The 19,675-nt window shown below is 73.1% G+C and carries 21 protein-coding genes; 10 read left to right on the top strand and 11 right to left on the bottom strand.

Annotated elements, in window-relative coordinates:
- Nucleotides 1–158 precede the first annotated feature (158 nt).
- Nucleotides 159–1,061, top strand: a complete 903-nt coding sequence (locus BSB02_RS20615) for a TAXI family TRAP transporter solute-binding subunit (protein ID WP_206184801.1) — start codon at nucleotides 159–161, stop codon at nucleotides 1,059–1,061.
- Here the strand turns inward: BSB02_RS20615 and BSB02_RS20610 are convergent.
- On the bottom strand, nucleotides 1,052–2,377 hold the full coding sequence (locus tag BSB02_RS20610) for a sensor histidine kinase (RefSeq protein WP_143590940.1): 1,326 nt from the start codon (nucleotides 2,375–2,377) through the stop codon (nucleotides 1,052–1,054). The two genes, BSB02_RS20615 and BSB02_RS20610, sit on opposite strands and share 10 nt — an antisense overlap.
- Nucleotides 2,374–3,036, bottom strand: a complete 663-nt coding sequence (locus BSB02_RS20605; RefSeq protein ID WP_084960791.1) for a response regulator transcription factor — start codon at nucleotides 3,034–3,036, stop codon at nucleotides 2,374–2,376. The genes BSB02_RS20610 and BSB02_RS20605 overlap by 4 nt, the downstream gene beginning before the upstream one ends.
- Nucleotides 3,037–3,211: 175 nt before the next feature.
- Here BSB02_RS20605 and BSB02_RS20600 point away from each other — a divergent pair, with 175 nt between their 5' ends.
- The 6 genes from BSB02_RS20600 (at nucleotide 3,212) to BSB02_RS20575 (ending at nucleotide 7,990) form a co-directional block, all read left to right on the top strand.
- Nucleotides 3,212–4,030 carry an alpha/beta hydrolase gene (locus tag BSB02_RS20600; RefSeq protein ID WP_206184800.1) on the top strand — a complete coding sequence of 273 codons (819 nt, stop codon included), beginning with the start codon at nucleotides 3,212–3,214 and terminating at the stop codon, nucleotides 4,028–4,030.
- Between the two features lie 124 nt (nucleotides 4,031–4,154).
- The gene (locus BSB02_RS20595; protein ID WP_084960789.1) at nucleotides 4,155–5,057 is read left to right on the top strand and encodes an ABC transporter ATP-binding protein; all 903 of its coding nucleotides are present in this window, start codon (nucleotides 4,155–4,157) and stop codon (nucleotides 5,055–5,057) included.
- A gap of 20 nt (nucleotides 5,058–5,077) precedes the next feature.
- Nucleotides 5,078–5,851 (top strand): ABC transporter permease, encoded by a 774-nt coding sequence (locus tag BSB02_RS20590; RefSeq protein WP_206184799.1) that lies wholly within the window; start codon nucleotides 5,078–5,080, stop codon nucleotides 5,849–5,851.
- Nucleotides 5,830–6,990: a sensor histidine kinase gene (locus tag BSB02_RS20585; protein ID WP_143590938.1), complete on the top strand. Its 1,161-nt coding sequence runs from the start codon at nucleotides 5,830–5,832 to the stop codon at nucleotides 6,988–6,990. The genes BSB02_RS20590 and BSB02_RS20585 overlap by 22 nt, the downstream gene beginning before the upstream one ends.
- Nucleotides 6,991–7,587 carry a response regulator transcription factor gene (locus tag BSB02_RS20580; protein WP_084960783.1) on the top strand — a complete coding sequence of 199 codons (597 nt, stop codon included), beginning with the start codon at nucleotides 6,991–6,993 and terminating at the stop codon, nucleotides 7,585–7,587.
- An 85-nt stretch (nucleotides 7,588–7,672) separates the two neighbouring features.
- On the top strand, nucleotides 7,673–7,990 hold the full coding sequence (locus BSB02_RS20575; protein WP_084960782.1) for an STAS domain-containing protein: 318 nt from the start codon (nucleotides 7,673–7,675) through the stop codon (nucleotides 7,988–7,990).
- A gap of 82 nt (nucleotides 7,991–8,072) precedes the next feature.
- Here the strand turns inward: BSB02_RS20575 and BSB02_RS20570 are convergent, their stop codons facing one another.
- The 6 genes from BSB02_RS20570 to BSB02_RS20545 form a co-directional block, all read right to left on the bottom strand.
- Nucleotides 8,073–8,672 (bottom strand): TetR/AcrR family transcriptional regulator, encoded by a 600-nt coding sequence (locus BSB02_RS20570; protein ID WP_084960780.1) that lies wholly within the window; start codon nucleotides 8,670–8,672, stop codon nucleotides 8,073–8,075.
- 95 nt (nucleotides 8,673–8,767) lie between these two features.
- On the bottom strand, nucleotides 8,768–10,252 hold the full coding sequence (locus tag BSB02_RS20565) for an aldehyde dehydrogenase family protein (RefSeq protein WP_084960778.1): 1,485 nt from the start codon (nucleotides 10,250–10,252) through the stop codon (nucleotides 8,768–8,770).
- Between the two features lie 32 nt (nucleotides 10,253–10,284).
- Complete coding sequence (locus BSB02_RS20560; RefSeq protein WP_084960776.1) at nucleotides 10,285–10,902, bottom strand: response regulator; 618 nt, start codon at nucleotides 10,900–10,902, stop codon at nucleotides 10,285–10,287.
- On the bottom strand, nucleotides 10,899–12,086 hold the full coding sequence (locus tag BSB02_RS20555) for a sensor histidine kinase (RefSeq protein WP_143590936.1): 1,188 nt from the start codon (nucleotides 12,084–12,086) through the stop codon (nucleotides 10,899–10,901). The genes BSB02_RS20560 and BSB02_RS20555 overlap by 4 nt, the downstream gene beginning before the upstream one ends.
- The gene (locus tag BSB02_RS20550; protein ID WP_084960773.1) at nucleotides 12,044–12,856 is read right to left on the bottom strand and encodes an ABC transporter permease; all 813 of its coding nucleotides are present in this window, start codon (nucleotides 12,854–12,856) and stop codon (nucleotides 12,044–12,046) included. Before BSB02_RS20550 ends, BSB02_RS20555 begins: the two co-directional genes overlap by 43 nt.
- Nucleotides 12,853–13,674 carry an ABC transporter ATP-binding protein gene (locus BSB02_RS20545; RefSeq protein ID WP_084960771.1) on the bottom strand — a complete coding sequence of 274 codons (822 nt, stop codon included), beginning with the start codon at nucleotides 13,672–13,674 and terminating at the stop codon, nucleotides 12,853–12,855. The genes BSB02_RS20550 and BSB02_RS20545 overlap by 4 nt, the downstream gene beginning before the upstream one ends.
- Nucleotides 13,675–13,891: 217 nt before the next feature.
- Here BSB02_RS20545 and BSB02_RS20540 point away from each other — a divergent pair, with 217 nt between their 5' ends.
- Nucleotides 13,892–14,797 carry an aldo/keto reductase gene (locus tag BSB02_RS20540; protein ID WP_084960769.1) on the top strand — a complete coding sequence of 302 codons (906 nt, stop codon included), beginning with the start codon at nucleotides 13,892–13,894 and terminating at the stop codon, nucleotides 14,795–14,797.
- A gap of 6 nt (nucleotides 14,798–14,803) precedes the next feature.
- Here the strand turns inward: BSB02_RS20540 and BSB02_RS20535 are convergent, their stop codons facing one another.
- From BSB02_RS20535 to BSB02_RS20525, 3 genes are read right to left on the bottom strand one after another with little or no spacing between them, the layout of a single operon-like run.
- Nucleotides 14,804–15,451 carry a response regulator gene (locus BSB02_RS20535; protein WP_084960767.1) on the bottom strand — a complete coding sequence of 216 codons (648 nt, stop codon included), beginning with the start codon at nucleotides 15,449–15,451 and terminating at the stop codon, nucleotides 14,804–14,806.
- A complete protein-coding gene (locus tag BSB02_RS20530) occupies nucleotides 15,444–16,544 on the bottom strand; it encodes a sensor histidine kinase (protein ID WP_084960764.1) in 1,101 nt (366 codons plus the stop codon). Before BSB02_RS20530 ends, BSB02_RS20535 begins: the two co-directional genes overlap by 8 nt.
- Before the next feature lie 35 nt (nucleotides 16,545–16,579).
- Nucleotides 16,580–17,452, bottom strand: coding sequence for a UbiA family prenyltransferase (locus BSB02_RS20525; protein ID WP_158088684.1), 873 nt, complete (start codon nucleotides 17,450–17,452; stop codon nucleotides 16,580–16,582).
- Nucleotides 17,453–17,620: 168 nt separating this feature from the next.
- Between BSB02_RS20525 and BSB02_RS20520 the strand changes: the two genes are divergently transcribed.
- Together BSB02_RS20520 and BSB02_RS20515 are read left to right on the top strand one after the other, a co-directional pair.
- Nucleotides 17,621–18,871, top strand: a complete 1,251-nt coding sequence (locus tag BSB02_RS20520) for a LeuA family protein (RefSeq protein ID WP_084960760.1) — start codon at nucleotides 17,621–17,623, stop codon at nucleotides 18,869–18,871.
- 19 nt (nucleotides 18,872–18,890) lie between these two features.
- A complete protein-coding gene (locus tag BSB02_RS20515) occupies nucleotides 18,891–19,667 on the top strand; it encodes an AfsR/SARP family transcriptional regulator (protein WP_084961150.1) in 777 nt (258 codons plus the stop codon).
- Nucleotides 19,668–19,675 lie beyond the last annotated feature (8 nt).

The raw sequence follows: 19,675 nt of genomic DNA, 5'->3' as shown, positions 1-19,675 counted from the left end.
ATGGTTAGAAGCCAAAAGTTCGAGGACAACGAAGCTACCAGGGGCCTCGGCGGCGTGCGGGAGACCCCTCCACCGCGAGAGAGGCGGCCCTTTCGTGTCGCCGACGTTTCGCCGCCGTTTCCCTTGGCGAACGCCGGTCGGCGTGCCAGCCTTGTGGCGTGCCGCCATCCCGCCGAGCGTTCCTGCTGCTGAGCCTGCTGGGGATGACGGGATGCGCCGCCGAGAGGCCGAACGCGGGCAGGCTGCGGCTGGTGACGGGGACCGCGGGCGGGCTGTACGAAGCGCTGGGCAGCCGGTTCGCCGCCGAGCTGACCGCAAGCGGGCTGACGACCACGGCGATCCCGAGCACGGGCAGCGTCGAGAACCTCACCAAGCTCGCGGACAACCACGCCGACCTCGGGCTCGCGCTGGCCGACAGCGCCGACACGTTCGTCCGCCACCGGCGCCGGCCCGTGGCGGCCCTGGCCAGGATGTACATGAACTACGTGCACCTGGTCGTCACCGCCTCCTCGCCGATCACCAGGGCGAGGGACCTGGCCGGGAAGAAGGTCTCCGTCGGCCTGGAGGGCTCGGGGACGCAGCTCACCGCGCTGCGAGTGCTGGAGATCATGGGGCTTCGGGTCCAGACCCGCAACATGGGCCTGGACGAGTCGCTCGACGCCCTGCAGTCGAAGGCGATCGACGCGGCGTTCTGGTCGGGCGGCGTCCCCACGCCCGCCCTGGCGGCACGGCGCGGCCTGCGGCTGGTGCCCCTGGGCGACGTGGTGGGCCGGCTGCGCAGGACCTACGGCATCGTCTACGAGACGGCTTTGGTGCCCACCGGGGTGTACGGCTCGCCGGAGCCCGTCCAGACGGTGGGCACGCCGAGCTACATGGTGTGCCGCGTCGGGCTCCCGGAGGACGTCGCCTACGACGTCACCAGGGTGCTGTTCGAGAGCCGCGACAAGATCGGCGCGCCCAACGCGCCGGGCATGGTGCTGGCCAGGCGCTACGCCATCGGCACCGGCGTCGTGCCGCTGCACCCGGGGGCGGCCCGCTATTACCGGTCCGTCTACGGCTGAGAGAACTCCACCACCAGGCCACGGGGCTCGGCGGGCAGCAGCCGCAGCGTGCCGCCGCACAGCTGGGCCAGCTCGGCGGCGATCGCCAGCCCGAGGCCGCTGCCCGGCACGTTCGCGTGCTCGGCCGACCGCCAGAACCGGCTGAGCGCGTCGCGCCGCTGCTCCGCGTCGAGTCCCGGCCCGTCGTCCTGGATGCGGAGCGTGCTACCCGACAGCGTCACCGACACGGTCCCGCCCTCCGGGACGAACTTGTGCGCGTTGTCCAGGGCGATGTCGGCGATCCTGATCATCGCCTCCGGCCCGGTCCAGGACGCGGGCAGGTCGGCGGTGAGCGTGAGCCGCTTGGCCGCGTACACCTCGCGCCACGTCCTCAGCCGGGCGGCCAGCTGGGCGGCCACGTCGGTCTTCTTCACCACGCCGACCGCCTCGATCCTCGCGAGGGCGAGCAGGTCGTCCACGAGCTGGGCCAGCCTGGACGCCTCGGCCAGCGCCTCCTCGTACTCCTCCCTGCCCGACTCCTTCAGGTAGGGCTCGAGGTTCTCCATCCGCAGGATCAGCCCGGTCAGCGGGGTGCGCAGCTCGTGCGAGGCGTCGGCCACGAACGCCCGCTGCCGCTCCATCGCGGCGGACACGGCGTCGGCCATCGCGTTGAAGCGCTCCTCCAGCTCGCGCAGCTCGGACGGGCCGGCCTCCGGTACGGCGCGCGTGTCGAGCTTGCCCTCGGCGATCGCCTGCGTCGTGCGGTCGAGCTCGATCACCGGGCGCATGATCCACCGGGTGAGCCGCCTGGCCGCCAGCACGCCGTACCCGAGCGAGATCACCGCGGCCAGCGCCAGCGTTCCCCACACCACGGCGACCTCGCTCCGGGCCTGGGTGGCGGGGGCCTGGAGGAGCACGACGCCGGACAACTGCGAGTCGCTGCCGACCGGTTCGGCGATCAGCACGGTGGCGGGGCCGAAGGGGGTGATGGCGGGCAGGTCCTCGGTCGTCCTACCGGACAGCGCCAGCCGTACGGCCTCGCGGTGGTCGGCGGTCATGACGCCGGCCTGGGCCAGGACGCCGCCCTCGCGGTCGAGGACCCTGACGGCCGCGCCGTACAGCTCGGCGTAGCGGGTGATCTCCTCGGCCAGGGCGGTGGGCTCGCCGTCGCGGACGCTGAGGTCGGCCAGCTCGGCGAAGCGGGTGGCGTCGGCCCGCCGGTCGAGCAGGAGCCGGTTGGTGCGGTGGGTGGAGTAGGCCAGGCCGAGCGGCACCGCCAGCGACGCGATCATGAGCACGATCAGCGTCGTGAAGGTGACGACCAGCCGGCGCCTCACGACACGCCTAGGCGGTATCCGGTGCCTCGGAGCGTCTCCACCAGGCCGGGACGGCCGGTCTTGGCGCGCAGGCCGGCCACGTGCACATCCAGCGAGCGCGAGGCCGACAGCAGCGGGTCGCCCCACACCTCGTCGAGGATCTCCTCGCGGCTGCGCACCACGCCCGGCTGGCGGGCCAGCATCGCCAGCACCTCGAACTCCCGCCGGGTGAGCGTGACCGGCTCGCCCGCCACGCTCACCTGCCTGGCGGCCAGGTCGATGCGCACGTCGCCCACCGTGACCACCTGGTCGGTCCGGGGCAGCGGGCGGGTGCCGCGGCGGACCACCGCCTCCATGCGGGCCAGCAGCTCGCTGGTGCGGAACGGCTTGACCAGGTAGTCGTCGGCCCCGCTGCGCAGGCCGCGCAGGACGTCGCGCTCCTCGGAGCGGGCGGTGAGCACGATGACCGGGACGGTCGACACCCGGCGCAGCCGTCGCAGGAGGTCCACGCCGTCCATGTCGGGCAGGCCCAGGTCCAGCAGGACGAAGTCGGCGTCGCCGGCCAGGCGCAGGGCGTCGGTGGCGCGTGCCACCCGCCGGACCACGATGGCGTGCCGCTGGAGCGCGGTGGTCAGCGCCGCGGCTAACCGATCATCGTCTTCGACCAGAAGAACGCGCACGGAGCCAGTCTAGACACGGGCCGGTCTTCGCTCCGAGGCCCTTCCCGCCGGGCCCCGCTGTTCTCCCTGACCCCCGTGGCGGAGCGGATCGCCGGCGGGACGGGTGGCTCCCCGGGCGTGGGCTCTCTACGATCGACACTCACCAAGCGGTTCTCCGAGAAGCTGTGGAGCCTGCGTGGCCGTCCCTGGCAATGCCTATCCGCCCGAGCTGTCCCGCTTCACCGTGCCCGGCGGGGGCGTGCGCGTGCCGTACGGCGAGGAGCCCGACCAGTACGGCGAGCTGTGGCTGCCGCGGGCCGGCACGCCGCCGCACCCCGTCGTGGTGCTCGTCCACGGCGGCTTCTGGCGCAGCCGCTACCGCCTGGACCTCATGCACGCCCTGGCGCACGACCTGGCCACGGCCGGCTTCGCCGCGTGGAACCTGGAGTACCGCAGGGTCGGCGACCCCGGGGGCGGCCTGCCGGGCACCTTCGCCGACGTCGCGGCCGGGCTGGAGGCGCTGGCGGAGCTGGCCGCCGCGTACCCGCTCGACCTGGCGCGCGTCGGCGTCGTCGGCCACTCGGCCGGCGGCCACCTGGCCGCGTGGCTGCCGGCCAGGACGCGCACGCCGTGGGGCGCCGGCGGGAAGGTGCGGCTGCGCGTCGTCGTCGGGCTCGCGCCCGTCGCGGACCTGCGGCTGGCCCACGCCTGGAGGCTGTCGGACGACGCGGCGGCCGAGCTGGTCGGCGCCACCGCCGAGGAGGCGCCCGAGCTCTACCGGCTGGCCTCCCCGGCGGAGCTGCTGCCGCTGGGCGTGCGGCAGATCCTCGTGCACGGCACCGCCGACGACTCGGTGCCCTACGAGATGAGCGTCCGCTACCACCGGGCGGCGCGGGCGGCGGGCGACGACTGCGAGCTGATCGGCCTGCCGGGCGCCGGCCATTTCGAGGTCATCGACCCGGGCAGCCAGGCGTGGGCGACGACGCGGCGGCGCCTGGCCCAGGCCCTCGGCTGATCCGGGCCCCTGGGGGCGGGGCGGCGTCCATGACAGATGTCATGGGCGAGCTCCGCGCTCCTCATCCCGAACCGCTGACATCGGCGACTACCTGCGAGATCGCGCCTCGACCAGGATCGAGGCCATGAACGCCATCGAGGTCGAGGAGTTGCGCCGCAGCTACGGCGGCTACCAGGCGGTGAGGGGGATTTCGTTCGAGGTGGGCTCGGGGGAGCTGTTCGCGTTGCTCGGGACCAACGGCGCGGGCAAGACCACCACGATGGAGGTCCTGGCGGGGTTCGCCAGGGCAGACGGGGGCCGGGTCCGGGTGCTGGAGCTGGACCCGTATCGCGACCGGCGCGTGCTGCGGCCGCGGATGAGCATCATGCTCCAGGAGGCGGGCTTCTTCGGCGACCTGACCACGGCGGAGACCATCCAGCTGTGGCGGGGCATGTGCGCCGACACCGGCCGCGCCCCGCTGGAGGAGGATCCGCTGGAGCTGGTGGGCCTCACGGCGAGGGCCAGGACGAAGGTCAGGCAGCTGTCGGGCGGCGAGAAGCGCCGCCTGGACCTCGCCATGGCCGTCGTGTCCCGGCCGGAGGTGCTGTTCCTCGACGAGCCCACGACCGGCATGGACCCCGAGGCGCGGCTGGCCACCTGGGAGGTCATCGGCAAGCTCCGCGCCGAGGGCGCCACGATCCTGCTCACCACGCACTACCTGGAGGAGGCCGAGCGGCTCGCCGACCGGCTGGCGATCATGCACGAGGGCGTGATCCACGCCTACGGCACGGTCGAGGACGTCGTGGCCGGGAGCGGCGACCGGATCGCCTTCCGGATCCCGCAGGTGCCGCCTCCGGCCCTGGGCGGCGTCGCGCCGGTGGTCAACGGCAGGCAGGTCGTCTACACGCTCCCGGGCGGGGCGCACGACGCCCTCCGCCGGCTGTTCTCCTGGGCCGACGAGCACGGGGTGGCGCTCGACCGGCTCCAGGTGCGGCCGGGGACGCTGGAGGACGTCTTCCTCGGCGTGGTGAAGGCGGGCAGGCGATGAGGATCGAGATAGGGACCGGGATGGTGAGGACCGAGATCCTGCATGCCGTACGGCTGGCGCGCGTCGACCTGAGGCTGCTGGGACGCAACCAGACGGCGCTGTTCAACGCGATGCTGATGCCGCTGCTGCTCGGCTTCATGTTCGGCATGGGGGCCGAGGGGCCGCAGGGGCTGTTCGTGCTCACCGGCCTGCCGGGGATGATGCTGGTGTTCGCGGTGTTCCTCAACCTCGTGAGCTCCTTCACCAGCAGGCGGGAGGAGCTGGTGCTCAAGCGCCTGCTCGGCGGCCAGCCCTCCCCGGTGGCGATCATGGGGGGTGCCGGGCTCGGCGCGCTGGCGGTCTACGCGGTGCAGCTGGCCGTGCTGGCGGTCTGGATCCACCACAAGACCGGCGAGCTGCCGGTCAACGTCCCCCTGATGATCGTGGCCGCGGTGCTCGGCGTGGCGGTGTTCGAGCCGCTGGCCGCCGCCTTCTCCGGCATCTCGCGCAACGCCGAGCTGGCGCAGCTCGCCGTGACGCCGGTCATCCTGCTGGCCCTGTTCGTCTCGCCGGTCATGGTGCCTCTGGGGGACATGCCCACGCCGATGCGCGTGGCCGCCGAGATCCTGCCGTCCACCCCGATCGTGGGGCTGATGCGGATGGCCTACTCGGGTGTCACTCCGAATGGTGACAAAGTGGATATTGTGCACCAGTGGCTGGCCGCGCTTCCTTCTTTCGGCGCCCTCGTGGCGTGGCTGATCGTCGCGACGCTGCTGGCGAGGTGGCTGTTCCGGTGGGATCCGAGACGCGGATGACCCGGCAGTTCGAGCGGCTCCGGCGGGCGACCCTGTGGTCGGTCGCCGGGGTCGTCGTCATGCCCTGGATGGGCCTGGCGGTCTACCTGACGGACAAGCCGGACAATCTGCTCCTGGGGTTCGCGGTGGCCGTCCCGGCGCTGGCGCTGTTCAGCCATCTCTATGTGCGGGCCGCCAGGGCCGCCGTCGCCGGGCGCGTCGCGATCAGGGAGCTGGCCGCCACCGCGGCCATCGCCGTCGCGCTCATGGTGGTCTTCAACCGGGAGCCGATCCCCATGGGGCTGCTGGGGATCTGCTGGGGGGCGCTGGCCGTGCTGAACACGACCCGCCTCGTCGCCGTCCTCGTCTACCTGGGCACGCTCGCCGTCAGCTACGCGCTGTCGCCCGGCGAGGGCGTGCTGTTCTTCTACGGCGTGGTCGGCGGCATCACCGTGCTGGCCAGCCGGTTCCAGTTCTGGTTCTGGCAGGTGGTGGCGGCCGCCCAGGAGGGCCGCGAGGCGCAGGCCAAGCTGGCGGTCACCGAGGAGCGGCTGCGGTTCTCCCGCGACCTGCACGACGTGGTGGGGCACAGGCTGTCGGCCATCGCGGTCAAGTGCGAGCTCGCCGCCCGGCTGGCCGGAACCGACGCGGCCGCCGCCGAGACGCAGATGAGGGAGGCGCGCGGGCTGGCCAGGGAGGCGTTGCGCGAGATCCGGGAGGTCGTGCAGGGCTACCGCACCGTCGACCTGGCCGCCGAGCTACGCAGCGTGCGGGCCGTGCTGGAGGCCGCCGGCATCGCCTGCCGGCTGCGGCTGCCCGGCCAGGAGCTGCCGCACGAGGTCGGCACGGTGCTGGCCTGGCTGGTGCGCGAGGGCAGCACCAACGTGCTGCGGCACGCCGACGCCACGTGGTGCCGCATCACGGTGGCCGCCGCGCCCGACCGCGTGGAGCTCACGCTGGCCAACGACGGGATGCGGGGTCCGGCCGGCACGGCGGGCAGCGGCGTGATCGGGATGACCGAGCGCGTCACCGCCCTGGGCGGCACGCTGACCGCCGGACCGGGCCCCAGGCCCGGCGAGTACGTCCTGTCGGCCAAGATCCCGTACGGCGGCCCGCCGCGCCGCCCGGAGCACGGTGAGCACGGTGGAGAGGTTGGGTAAGTGATCAGGATCCTGCTCGCCGACGACGAGCACCTGGTGCGGGAGGCCATCGCCACCCTGCTGGGCCTGGAGCCGGACCTGGAGGTGGTCGTCCAGGTCGGCAGGGGGGACGAGGTGGCCGCCGCGGTGGAGCGGCACGGGCCCGACGTGCTCGTCCTCGACATCGAGATGCCCGGCAAGGACGGCATCGCGGTGGCCGAGTCGCTGCCGCCCGGGCACGCCGTCGTCATCCTCACCAGCTTCGGCCGCCCCGGCTACCTGCGCCGGGCGCTGGCGGCCGGGGTGCGTGGCTTCATCCCCAAGGACGCCCCCGCGGCCGAGCTGGCCAACGCGATCAGGAAGGTGCACGCCGGCGGCCGCTACCTCGACCCCGAGCTGGCCGCCTCCGCGATGATGGCCGCGCAGAACCCGCTGACCGAGCGTGAGCGCGACGCCCTGGCGCTGGCCGCCGCCGGTTCGTCGGTCGGCGAGATCGCGCGGGCCATGCACCTGACGGAGGGCACCGTCCGCAACTACCTGTCCAGCGCCATGACCAAGCTGGGCGCGGGCAACCGGATCACGGCGATCCGCATCGCGGCTGACATGGGATGGCTGTAACGGGGTAGCCCTAAGGAAGTAAGTGCACCGCCTGAGGGTGTATGGCTACGCCGCGTGACGACCGCGGCGTAGATGAGGAGGAGGCATGCGAGTTCGCGGTACTCCCGGAGCGCAGGTGGTCGTGATCGGATCGCGGCTCGACGCCGGAACCGTCGCGGGAGTGCGCCAGAGGCTGCACGAGGCGGTCGACTCCGGCGACGGAGATCTGGTGGCAGACCTGTCCGCGGTGGAGATGATCGACGCCACCGGCCTGGGTGTGCTCGTGGGCACGCATCGGCGCGCACTTGGCGCGCATCGCCGCCTCGTGCTCCGCAATGTGCCGCCGCGGGTGATGCGGGTGCTGGCCGTGACCCGGCTGAATCGGGTCCTGTGCGTGGAGGCGTCCGCGGCAGCGGCGGCGTGAGGGCGGTCTCCGGTGGGTTCGGGAGTGCGCCGGAAGCCGATAGACGAGGGGCAGGTGGCGATCAGCCGCTCCTGCCCCTCCCTCATGCCGGGTCGCCGGCCGGCAGGTAGGCCCTGTGGAAGATGTGGACGGCCACCTCGGCGAGCTGCTCCACCGGCGGCGGCGGATCGTTGACGACCCACTCGATGAGCAGCTCCTGGATCGCTCCTATGAGCGCCAGGGCGAGCAGGTGGGGGTTGATGCGAGGGGAAGGCGCGGTGTCCTTCATCGTGTCCTCGATGAGCTGGGCGAAGGCCTCGACGCCGCGTTGCCGGGCGTTGGTGAGGACATGTCCGGACCTGCGCACCTCCAGGTGCAGGATGCGGGCCCGCCTCCGGTCGGAGGTCGCGAACGCCATGTACGCCTCGATGCCCGCCCTGATCTGCTGGTCTATGCCCTCGTCCGAGGCCTCCTGTAAGGCCTGGGACACCACGGCGAGGCTTTCTTCCATGCAGCGGCTGTGGACCGCTTGAAGCAACTCCTCCCTGCTTCCGAAGCACTCGTAGAAGGCGCGGTTGGAGATGCGCGCCTCCGCGCAGAGCCTTTCGATCGTCGTCGCGGCGAAGCCCAGGCTCGCATACAGCGTGTATGCGGCCGACATGAGCCGCTCTCGTCTGTCGGCCAGCCGTTGTTCAGCTGACATGCCCCGGTAGGACCGGTTCATCCGCACCCCGTCCGTCGTGATCGTGGGCCCCCAGAACCCACCATTATCGACGGATGATCCAATTTGGAAAAGACTTACCTTTTCCGGCGGCCGTGGATGAACGTGACCAGCTTCAACAAGCGCTCCATCTCCGCCTCACCGCGGGTGAAACTGGTCAGGTTCATGCCGGGAACGGCGAAGCGCTGCCGCGAGATCGCCTTGGGCCGGGCGAACTCCCGCAGCCCGTCGGCGCCGTGGATGCGGCCGAAGCCGGAGTCGCCGACGCCGCCGAAGGGCAGCGCGGGGATGGCGGCGAAGGAGATCACCGAGTTGATGGCGGTCATGCCGCTGCGCATGAGCCTGGCCAGCTCCGTGGCCCGCCGGGCGTTGCGCGAGAAGATCGTGCCCGCCAGGCCGTACGACGAGGCGTTGGCCAGCTCCAGCGCCTCCTGCGCGTCCCGGGTGCGGCGCACGGTGATGGTCGGCCCGAAGGTCTCCTCGCGCACGGCCGGGGAGTCCTCGGGGACGTCCTCGACGATGACCGGGTCGACGTACGGCGCGCGGACCGACTCCGGGCCGCCCAGCACGACCTTCCCGCTCTTGGCGGCGGCGTCGATGTGCCGCTTGATGACGTCGAGCTGGCCCGGCATGGTGATGGGCCCGTACTGCTCGCCCGCCTTGATCCCCGCCGCCTTCTCGCGCAGCGCCTTCATGAACGGCTCGTACACCGCGTCGACGACGTAGACGCGCTCGACGCCGACGCAGGTCTGCCCGGCGTTGGACATCGCGCCCCACAGGCAGGCGTCGGCCGCGGCCGCCACGTCGGCGTCGGCGTCGACGATGAAGGCGTCCTTGCCGCCGCACTCGGCCACGATGGGCGTGAGGTTCTCCGCGCAGGCGGCCATGACGCGCTTGGCGGTCGCCGTGGACCCGGTGAAGGCGATCTTCTTGACCCGCGGGTCCCCGGCCAGGTGCGCCCCGGTCTCGCCCAGGCCGGTCACCGTCTGGAAGACCGGCTGCTCGGGCACGGACTCGCGGAACAGCTCGGCCAGCCGTACGCCGACACCCGGGGTGTACTCGCTGGGCTTGAAGACCACCGCGTTGCCGGCGGCCAGGGCGTAGCCGATCGAGCCCATCGGGGTGAAGACCGGGTAGTTCCACGGCCCGATGACGCCGACGACGCCCAGCGGGAGGTACTCCAGCGTGGCCGCCATGTTGAGGGTGACCAGGTCGGTGCGGACGCGGCGCGGGCCGAGCACCTTGCGGGCGTTGCGGGCGGCCCAGTCCAGGTGCGTGACGGCCAGGACGATCTCCAGCGCGGCGTCGCCCACCGGCTTGCCCGTCTCCTCGTGGACCAGCCGGGCCAGCGACCGCGCCTCGCGGGTGAGGACGGCCTTGAAGTCCAGCAGCCGCAGCCTGCGCTCGGCCCAGCCGAGGTCCGCCCACCACCGGGCCGCCTCCTCCGCCCTGCCGACGGCCTCGCGCACCTCCTCGGCGGTCTGCTTGGGGTAGCTGCCCACGACCTCGCCGGTCGCCGGGTTCGTCGAATCGAAGGTCGTTGATTCGGAGGTCACCGTCATGCCGTCACGATAATGCCGTAAGGCAACGCTTACTAGAGCAACCCTCTGTCCATGGCCGTGGTGACGGCGGCCGTGCGGTCGGAGACGCCGAGCTTGCCGAAGATCCGCAGCAGGTGGGTCTTGACCGTCGTCTCGCTGATGAACAGCGCCCTGCCGATCTCGCCGTTGCTCATGCCCTTGGCCACCAGCGCCAGCACCTGCGTCTCGCGCGGGGTCAGCGACTCGGCCGCCGGGGCGCGCATGCGGCTGACGAGCCTGGTCGCCACCGAGGGCGACAGCACCGTCTCGCCGCGCACCGCCGCGGAGACCGCGGCCAGCAGGTCGGCCGTGCTGGTGTCCTTCAGCAGGTAACCGGCCGCGCCCGCCTCGACGGCGCGCACGATGTCCTGGTCGGTCTCGTAGGTGGTCAGCACGATCACCCGCGTCTGCGGCCGGTCGGCCAGGATGCGGCCGGTCGCGCTCACCCCGTCGCCGCCCGGCATCCGCAGGTCCATGAGCACCACGTCGGGCCGCAGGTCGCGGGCGCGCACGACCGCCTCGCCGCCCGAGGCGGCCTCGCCCACGACGGTGATGCCCGGGTCGGCCTCCAGCATGCCGCGCAGTCCCTCCCGCACGACGGGATGGTCGTCGACGATCAGCAGGCGGATCACGCGGGCACCTCCACCGTCACCGTAGTCCCTTCCCCCACGGCGCTGCGCACCTGGAGCGTGCCTCCCGCCTGGGCGACCCTGCTCTGCATGGTGCGCAGGCCGAACCCCTCGGTCGCGCCGGGGTCGAACCCCGCGCCGTCGTCGCCGACCTCCAGCCGGACCAGGCGCTCGCCGTACTCCAGCACGACCCGCACCTCGCGGGCGGCGGCGTGCTTGCGCACGTTGGCCAGCCCCTCCTGGAGCGCGCGCACGAGCGCGATGTCGACGCGGGTCGGCAGTGGCCGGGCGGCGCCGCGCACCTCGAAGCCCACGTGCGCGCCCAGTTCCTCGCCGGTCCTGGCCGCGATCCGCCGCATCGCCTCCACCAGCGAGGAGGACTCCAGCGGCGCGGGCGTCAGCGCCGAGATGAGCGCCCGCGCCTCGGCCAGGTTCTCCTTGGCGGTCTGGACGGCCAGCGCCAGGTGCCGCGAGGGATCGGCCTGGGTCTGCGCGGCCTGGATGAGCATGATGATGCTGGAGAACCCCTGGGCCAGCGTGTCGTGGATCTCCCCGGCCAGCCGTTCCCGCTCCTCCTGGGCGCCGCGCTCGGCCGACAGCCGCGCCAGCTCCGCCCTGGTCGCCTCCAGCTGCTCGATCAGCTCGGCCCGCTCCTGGCTCTGCTGGGTGATGCGCTCCACCCAGATGCCGAAGGCGGTGGAGAAGAACACCGCCGTGATGAGGATCACGATCACGTCGAAGAAGGCGCCCACCGGCTCCTCCTCCGACAGGGCCACGAGTGCGGGAGGCAGGCTGAGCGCGACCACCCCGAAGACCGCCCGCCGGGCCGGCAGGACGAAGAACCACTGCGGGCACAGCCCGAACAGCGTGAACGTGGTCTCGGAGAAGTGCAGGACGCCGACGGTGTACAGGACGGTCACCAGCGCCAGGTAGACCAGGCCCGTGCGCCGGTCCTCCCTGGCGATCGCCGGGCGGCCCATGAAGGCGTACAGCGGCAGGATCGCCAGCAGGCAGCAGGCCACGATGGCCTTCTCTCGCGCGGGCAGGTCGCCGAGCAGGGCGAACACGACCGGGACCACCACGGTGACGAGGAGCAGCAGCTCCCAGCCCCACAGCTTCTCCCAGGCGTGCCGCCCGGCCCGGCTCATCCCTCGCGCCGGCTCTTCCAGCGGAACGTCGTCAGGCACAGCACCAATCCTCCGATGATCCACAGTCCCAGGACGAGGGCCACCCGGTCCAGCTCGTAGCCGCCGGACCGTTCCAGCACCGCGCCCGCCTCGCCCAGGAACACCGACCGGAAGCCCTGGCACATCCAGCTCAGCGGGAAGACGTAGCCGACCGTGGCCAGCCAGTCGGGCAGCTGGTTGAAGGGGATGTAGACCCCCGAGACGAACTGCAGCACGATGAACGGCAGCGTGATGACCGCGGAGGCGCTCTTGTCGGACCTGGCCAGGCTGCTGAGGGCGATGCCGAGCAGGCATCCGGCCGTCAGGCCGAGCACGAACACCCAGGCGAAGGTGAGCCAGCCGGCGGCGTCGGAGGGCAGGCGCAGGTCGTACATCGTCACGCCCACCGCCAGCAGCAGCGCGACCTCGACGACGCCGATGACCAGGACGCTGAGGATCTTGCCGAGGAAGTAGGCGGTCCGCGGCATCGGGGTGCCGGACAAGCGCTTGAGCATGCCCTGCTCCCGTTCGATGGCGATGGTGATGCCGAGGTTCTGCATGCTCACGCTCAGCACGCCCGCGCCGATCAGCCCGGCCGTGTAGAGCTGGGAGACGCTGACGCCCTCCATGGTCCCGGCGAAGATCGAGCCGAGTAGCACGAGGAAGACGATGGGGAAGGCGAAGGTGAAGACGACCTGGTCCTTCTCGCGGAAGAAGACCTTCAGCTCGTAGGCGGCCCGGGACAGGCCGATGCTCAGCGTGGACGGCATCGGCGCGGCGACGGTCGTCATACCGCCTCCTCGATCAGGCGCAGGTAGGTGTCCTCCAGGGTGGGGCGGGTCACGGTCAGGCCCGGGATGTCGCCGCCGTAGCGGGCGGTGAGCTCGGCCACGGTCGCGGTGGGGCTGTCGGTGCGCACCTCGCCGTCCGCCCACCTCACGAGGGTCTTGGCCTGGGCACGGCCGCCCAGCGTGGCCGGGTCGCCCTCGCCCACGACCCGGCCTTTGGCGATCACCGCGACGCGGTCGGCCAGGACCTCGGCCTCCTCCAGGTAGTGGGTGGTCAGCACCTTGGTGCCGGGCAGCCGCTTGATGAGGTCCCAGAACCGGCGGCGCGCCTCGGGGTCGAACCCGGTGGTGGGCTCGTCGAGGAAGAGCAGCTCGGGCCGGCCGACCACGGCGAGCGCGACGTCGAGCCGCCGCCGCTGGCCGCCCGAGAGCCGGCTGACGCGCCGGTCCGCGCTCTCGGTCAGGCCGGCCTGCTCGATGACCTCGTCGGGGTCGAGAGGATCGGGGTAGAACCCGGCGAAGTGCCGGACGGCCTCCCGCACGGTCACCTCGGCCACGTCCTGGGCCTCCTGGGGGACGATGCCGATCCTGGCCCGCCATCGCCGGGTGGGCCGCCGCGGGTCCACGCCCAGCACGCGCACCTCGCCGCCGTCCCTGCCGCGGTGCCCCTCCAGGATCTCCACCGTGGTGGACTTGCCGGCTCCGTTCGGGCCGAGGATGGCGAAGGTCTCCCCGGCCCGGATCTCCAGGTCGATGCCGCGCACCGCCTCGACCTGCCCGTAGCGCTTGGTCAGGCCGCGCACGCTCACTGCGATCTCCATGCCTCAACGGTGCCGGGAGGACGGGTGGCGGCGGCACGTGCGACGGATGGACACCGGTGTCCACCGATCGACGGACACCCTTCCGGCGCGCTCCGGGAAACCAGCGGAAATCCACCGGGACTCGATCCCGCCTGCCCATCGTGGGGGCGTGACGTACCGCCTGCTCGACCTCGGCGCGGCGGGACTCGGCCCACCGCCGCGGGCGGCCTCCTAGGCGATGGACGCCAGGACGCTGGGCCGCCACGGCCTGGTCTCCTCGGCCATCGGCCTGGGCACGGCGGCGTTCACCGGCGCCTACGGGCCCGCGGACGCCCGGGAGAGCGTCCGCGTCATCCGCCACGCCCTGGATCTCGGCGTCACCATGCTGGACGCGACCGCGCGGTTTCCCGGCAGCTTCCCCGGCAGCGAGGTCGAGCGGCTGGTGGGCCGGGCCATCGCCGGGCGCCGCGACCGGGTCGTGCTCGCGGCGCTGGCCCGCGCGGACGGGCGGCGGCAGGGCCTGGCCGGGGCGTGCGACGCGGCCTTGCGCCGGTTCGGCGTGGACCACATCGACGTGTACTACCTGGACTGCGCCACGTGGCGGCGGCCGGTCGAGGAGGGCGTCGGCGAGCTCGCCGCCCTGGTCGCGGCCGGGAAGGTCCGGCACATCGGGCTGTCGGAGCCGTCGGCCGAGCAGATCCGGCGCGCCGCCGCCGAGCAGCCGGTCTCGGTGATCGCGTGCGAGTACTCGCTGTGGCGGCGCCAGGCCGAGCTGGACCGCCTGCCCGCCGCGCGGGAGCACCGGATCGGCGTGGTGGCCTGCCGCCCGCTGGGGCGGGGCTTCCTCGCCGGGACCATCCGCTCCGCCGCCCAGCTGGCCGAGGGCGACGTACGGCACGGCGACCCCCGCTTCGAGCCGTACGCGATCGAGCGCGGCCTGCGGGCTCTGCGCCCGGCCGAGGAGACGGCCGCCCGCCTCCACCTGGGCCTGGGCCGCCTGGCCCTGGCGTGGCTGCTGGCGCGGGGCGGGGACGTCGTGCCGATCCCCAGCACCCGCAGCCGGGTCCACCTGGAGATGAACGTCTCCGCGGCGGCCGTCGACGCCGACCTGGCCGGCCTGGACGGCCTGTTCCCGTGGGACTGAGCCCCCTCACGGGTGGGTGGACGGCGGCTTGATGAGGTTCGCCGCCACCGCCTTGTTCACCGCGTCCACCCGCGACACGGCCCCCAGCTTGACGAAGACGTTGCGCAGGTGCCGCTTCACGGTGGCCTCGGTGAGGCCCAGCCGGGTGGCGATCTGCCCGTTGCTCAGCGCCTCGGCCACCAGCTCGAGCACCTGCTGCTCGCGCGCCGACAGCGGGGCCGCGGCGGCGCCCTGCACCTGGGCCAGGCTCTCCCGCGAGACCGCCAGGATCACCCGGTCGTGGTCGGCCCGCGCGGCGTGGACGGCCGCGAGGAGCTCCGCCCGCCGTACGCTCTTGAGCAGGTAGCCGCGGATGTTCTGGGTCAGCAGGCGCTGCACCAGGTACGGCCCGTCGTACATGCTCAGGATGATCACTTGGGAGCGCGGGGAGGCGGCCTGGATCCGGCTGACCGTGGTGGTGACGTCGTCGCCCGGGATCTCCACATCCAGCAGCACGACGTGCGGCTTGTGCCGTTCGGCCAGCGCGACGGCGGCGGCGCTGTCGCCCGCCTGGCCCACCACCGCGATGTCGCCGTCGCCCTCCAGCAGCTCCTGCAGGCCCTCCCTGAACAGGGCGTGATCGTCCACGATGAGGACGGTGGTGCGGTCATCCATCACGACGCTCCGACAGCGGTACGACGAGTTCCATGTGGGTGCCGCGGTCGACCTGCGTCGTCACCGTGACCCGGCCGCCCAGCAGCTCGGCGCGCTCCCGCATGGAGGCCAGGCCCACGCCCGAGGAGTGGCGGACCCGGCTGGGGTCGAACCCGCGCCCGTCGTCCTCCACGGTGGCGTGCAGCTCGTGCGGGGCGATGTCCACGCTGACCAGCAGCATGGAGGGGGAGCCGTGGGTGACGGCGTTGCGCACCGCCTCCCGGATGATCAGGAACGCCTCGTCCCGCACCGCCGGGGAGGCCCACGCCTCGTCGCCGTTGACGCGCAGCCGTACCCGCGTGTCCTTGGGCGCGATCGTGTCCATGAACGTCCTGAGCGCCTGCTCCAGGCTGTGCACCGGCTCGTCCATGCGCAGGTCGGAGGTGATCGAGCGCAGGCTCGCCATGGTGTCCTGGATGGCCTGGTGGGCGACCTCCAGCCGGTGCAGCGCCTTGGCCGGGTCGGTGGACCGGTACCGGTCGACCAGTTCGAGCTGCTGGTGGGCGACGCCGAGCCCGGTGCCGACCCGGTCGTGCAGGTCCCTGGCGATGCGCCGGCGTTCCTCGATGTGCGCGGCGTTGATCTCGTGCAGCAGCCGGGAGGAGTGCGCGAGCGACGCCTCGTGGATGCGCATGACGACGCTTTCGTTGAGCGCCAGGGCCACCAGGCCGAGCAGCTCCGGCGCGGGCTCCCGGCCGCGCACGTGCCGGGTGGCGGCCTCCATCACCACCTCGACCAGCACCGTCGCCGCGCGCAGCGACGCCTGCGGATGTAACCGCCTGGCCGCCCGGTCGGTGCCGATGTCCCAGGCCAGCAGCTTGTAGGCGTCGTCCATGTCGGCACGGCCCGCGCGCACGCCGCGCACGACGTCGGTGATCGTGGAGTCGGCGTGGGCGAGCACCTGGGGCCAGGCCAGCGGATCGCCGACCAGCGGGCTGTGGATGGCCTCCAGCCGGGCCCGGTAGGCGGCCAGGATGGCGGGACGCTCGGCGTCGAGGTGATCGGCCAGGGCATACCGTGACGGCTGGTCGCGGTCGTACACGTGCCCGTCCACGCGGGCCCCTCCCCGTAGAGGTGACAGCCCGAACGTCACACATCATGACCCAAGCTGTCGGGAAGCGGCAACAGAAGGGTCAGATGCGCCGCGTACTGCGTGGCCATGAACCCGCGGTACGGCCGGCGGCTCCCCGGCCCGCTCGCCGCCGCCAGCACCGCCACCCAGACGGCCCCCGCCGACAGGGCGAGGGCGCTCCACGCCAGCCGGGGCAGCAGGCGCGCGCTCACCACGTCGAGGCAGACGGCGAGCGCGCAGGCGGCCACGATGAGGGCGATGCGGGTGCCGGCCTCGCCGTACCTGGCGACCATGCCCCGCCGGCCCGCCGCGGCGTCGCCCTCGGCGTCGGGCAGGTCCTTGGCCGGGGCGCCCACCAGCCCCATCCACAGCGACATGGCCAGGGCGAAGGCCACGACAGGGGAGCGGGCGAGCTCGGCGGGCCCGCCGCCGGCGGCCGTGAAACCGGCCGCGTAGCTCAGCAGCCCGGCCGTGACCGCCGTCGCGGCGCTGGTCAGGGGGCGGCGCTTGAGGAGCAGGGGCGGTGCCGAGTAGGCGTACCCCAGAAGGAGCAGCGCCACGACCATGGCCGCGACCGCCGGGCCGGCCGCCAGCCCCGCCGCGACGGACAACGCCGCCGCGCCGAAGGCCACCCGCGCCGCCGTGGCGGGGGCCAGCCGGCCACTGGCGATGGGCCTGGATGGGTGGTTCACGCGGTCCTCGGCGACGTCGGTCACCCCGTTGAACAGGTAGGCGAAGAACACCGCCGACGCCCAGGCCAGGCCGCCGGCGAGCACGCCCCCGAGGTCGCCGGCGCCGGCCAGCACGGCTCCCGCGCCGAACCTGAGCATGAACACGCCCAGCACGGACGGCCGCGCCTCCAGCAGGCACAGCGCCAGAACGCCGGGCATGGCGCGATTATGGGGGCGCGAGACGAGATGCACCACCCGGATTACACCTTTCGGTGGAGCCGGCGCGGTCTTTGGGGGAGTTCCCATTGTTGGCCCAGGCCGGGGCGAGCTAGCTTCGAGCCGTCCAGATCGACTCGCTGATCCCGCCCGAGAAAGGTGCGCCACCGCATGGCTGAGTCTCAGGCTGGCATGATTCACGACTGGAACACCCCGGCCGACCGGTCCTCCGCCCCGGTGTGGCGGGTGGAGCTCAACGACGAGACCCTGCGCGACGGCCTGCAGAGCCCTTCGGTGCGCCAGCCCACGCTGGCCGAGCGCATGCGGCTGCTGGAGCTGATGGACCGGCTCGGCGTCGACGCCGCGAGCATCGGCATGCCCGCCACCGGCGCCGTCGCCAAACGCATCGCGCTCGAACTGGCCCGCTTCGCGGGCGAGGCGGCCCCGCGGCTGCGCCTGCACTGCGCCGCCAGGACGGTCGTCGCCGACATCCGCCCGATCGCCGACATCAGCCAGGCCGTGGGCCGGCCGGTGGAGGTCATGGCCTTCATCGGCTCCAGCCCGCTGCGCATGCGCGCGGAGGGCTGGTCGCCCTCCCGGGTCGAGCGTGCCGTACGGCAGGCGGTCCACTTCGCCGTCGCCGAGGGCCTGCCGGTCTGCCTGGTCACCGAGGACAGCACCAGGGCCCGCCCGCAGTGGCTGCGCCGGCTGTGCCACGCGGCCCTGGAGGAGGGCGCCACCCGCATCTGCCTGTGCGACACCGTGGGCCACGCCATCCCGTACGGCGCGGCGGCGCTCGTCCGCCACGTGCGCCGGGAGGTGCTCGACGCGGCCGGGTTCGCGCACGTGCCGATCGACTGGCACGGCCACGACGACCGCGGCCTGGCCCTGGCCAACGCGCTGGCGGCGATCGAGGCCGGGGCGTCGCGGGTGCACGGGACGGCGCTCGGCATCGGGGAGCGGTGCGGCAACGTCGCGATGGACCAGCTGCTGGTCAACCTCAGGCTGCTGGGCGACGGCCGCGACCTGGCGGCGCTGGGGGAGTACTGCGCCACCGCCGCGGCGGCCTGCGGCCGGGCCATACCCCCCGACTATCCGGTGGTCGGCCGGGACGCCTTCCGCACCGCCACCGGCGTGCACGCCGCCGCCGTGGCCAAGGCCGAGCTCGCCGGCGACACGCGCCTGGCGGACCTGGTCTACTCCGGCGTCCCCGCCTCGGACTTCGGCCGCGGCCAGCAGATCGGCGTGGGCCCGGCGAGCGGGCGGTGGAACGTCCTGAGCTGGCTGCGCCGCCACGGCCTGCCCGCCGACCCGCCGGTCGTCGAGCGCGTCCTCGCCGCCGCCCGCGCCTCGACGCACGTCCTCACCGACCGCGAGCTGGCCGGGCTCGTGACGGCCGACCCGGCCGCGCAGTCCCGCTGAGTGTGGCATGGAGGTCACCATGGCGACGTTCAAGGTCCTCGGCCCTTTGGAGATCGCCCACGACGGCCGGTCCTGCACGCCGACCCCGCACAAGCTGCGGCAGGTGCTGGCCCTGCTGGTGCTGCGGGCGAACCAGATCGTGCCCACCGACCTGCTGGTCCAGGAGCTGTGGGGCGACGACCCGCCCAAGAGCGCGCAGACCACCCTGCACACCTACGTGTACCAGCTGCGCAAGCTGATGGAACGCGACGGGCTGTGCCGCCGCGGCGAGGAGCCGATCCAGACCAGGCCGCCGGGCTACCTGCTGCGGGCCGGCCAGGCCGACGTCGACGCCTTCGTCTTCGAGCGGCTGGCCCGGCGCGGCAGGCGGCTGCTGGAGGACGGCGACGCCGCGCGGGCGGCCGCCGTGCTCCGCGAGGCGCTGGACCTGTGGAGCGGGCCGGCGCTGGCCGACGTGATCCCCGGGCCGGTGCTGCAGGGCCACGCGGTGGCGCTGGAGGAGGAGCGGGTGCGTGCCCTGGAGCTGCGCATCCAGGCGGACCTGGCGCTGGGCCGGCACCGCGACCTCATCGCCGAGCTGCGGCTCCTGGTCGCCGTCTACCCCTTCAACGAGTGGTTCCACGGGCAGCTCATCACCGCTCTGGGCCGCTCCCACCGGCGCGGCGAGGCGCTGGAGGTCTACCACGCCCTGCGCCGCAGGCTGGATGAGGAGCTGGGGCTGGCCCCCTCGCCGGAGCTGCAGGAGCTGTACCGCGAGCTGCTGTCGGTGGGCGTGCCCGCGCGCAGGGCGTCCTGACGCCCTCG

Source organism: Thermoactinospora rubra (assembly GCF_002093975.1).
In the GTDB taxonomy this organism is placed as follows: Bacteria; Actinomycetota; Actinomycetes; order Streptosporangiales; family Streptosporangiaceae; genus Nonomuraea; species Nonomuraea rubra_A.
Note: the sequence above shows the minus strand (reverse complement) of the source record. Positions and strands in the feature narration are given on the sequence as shown.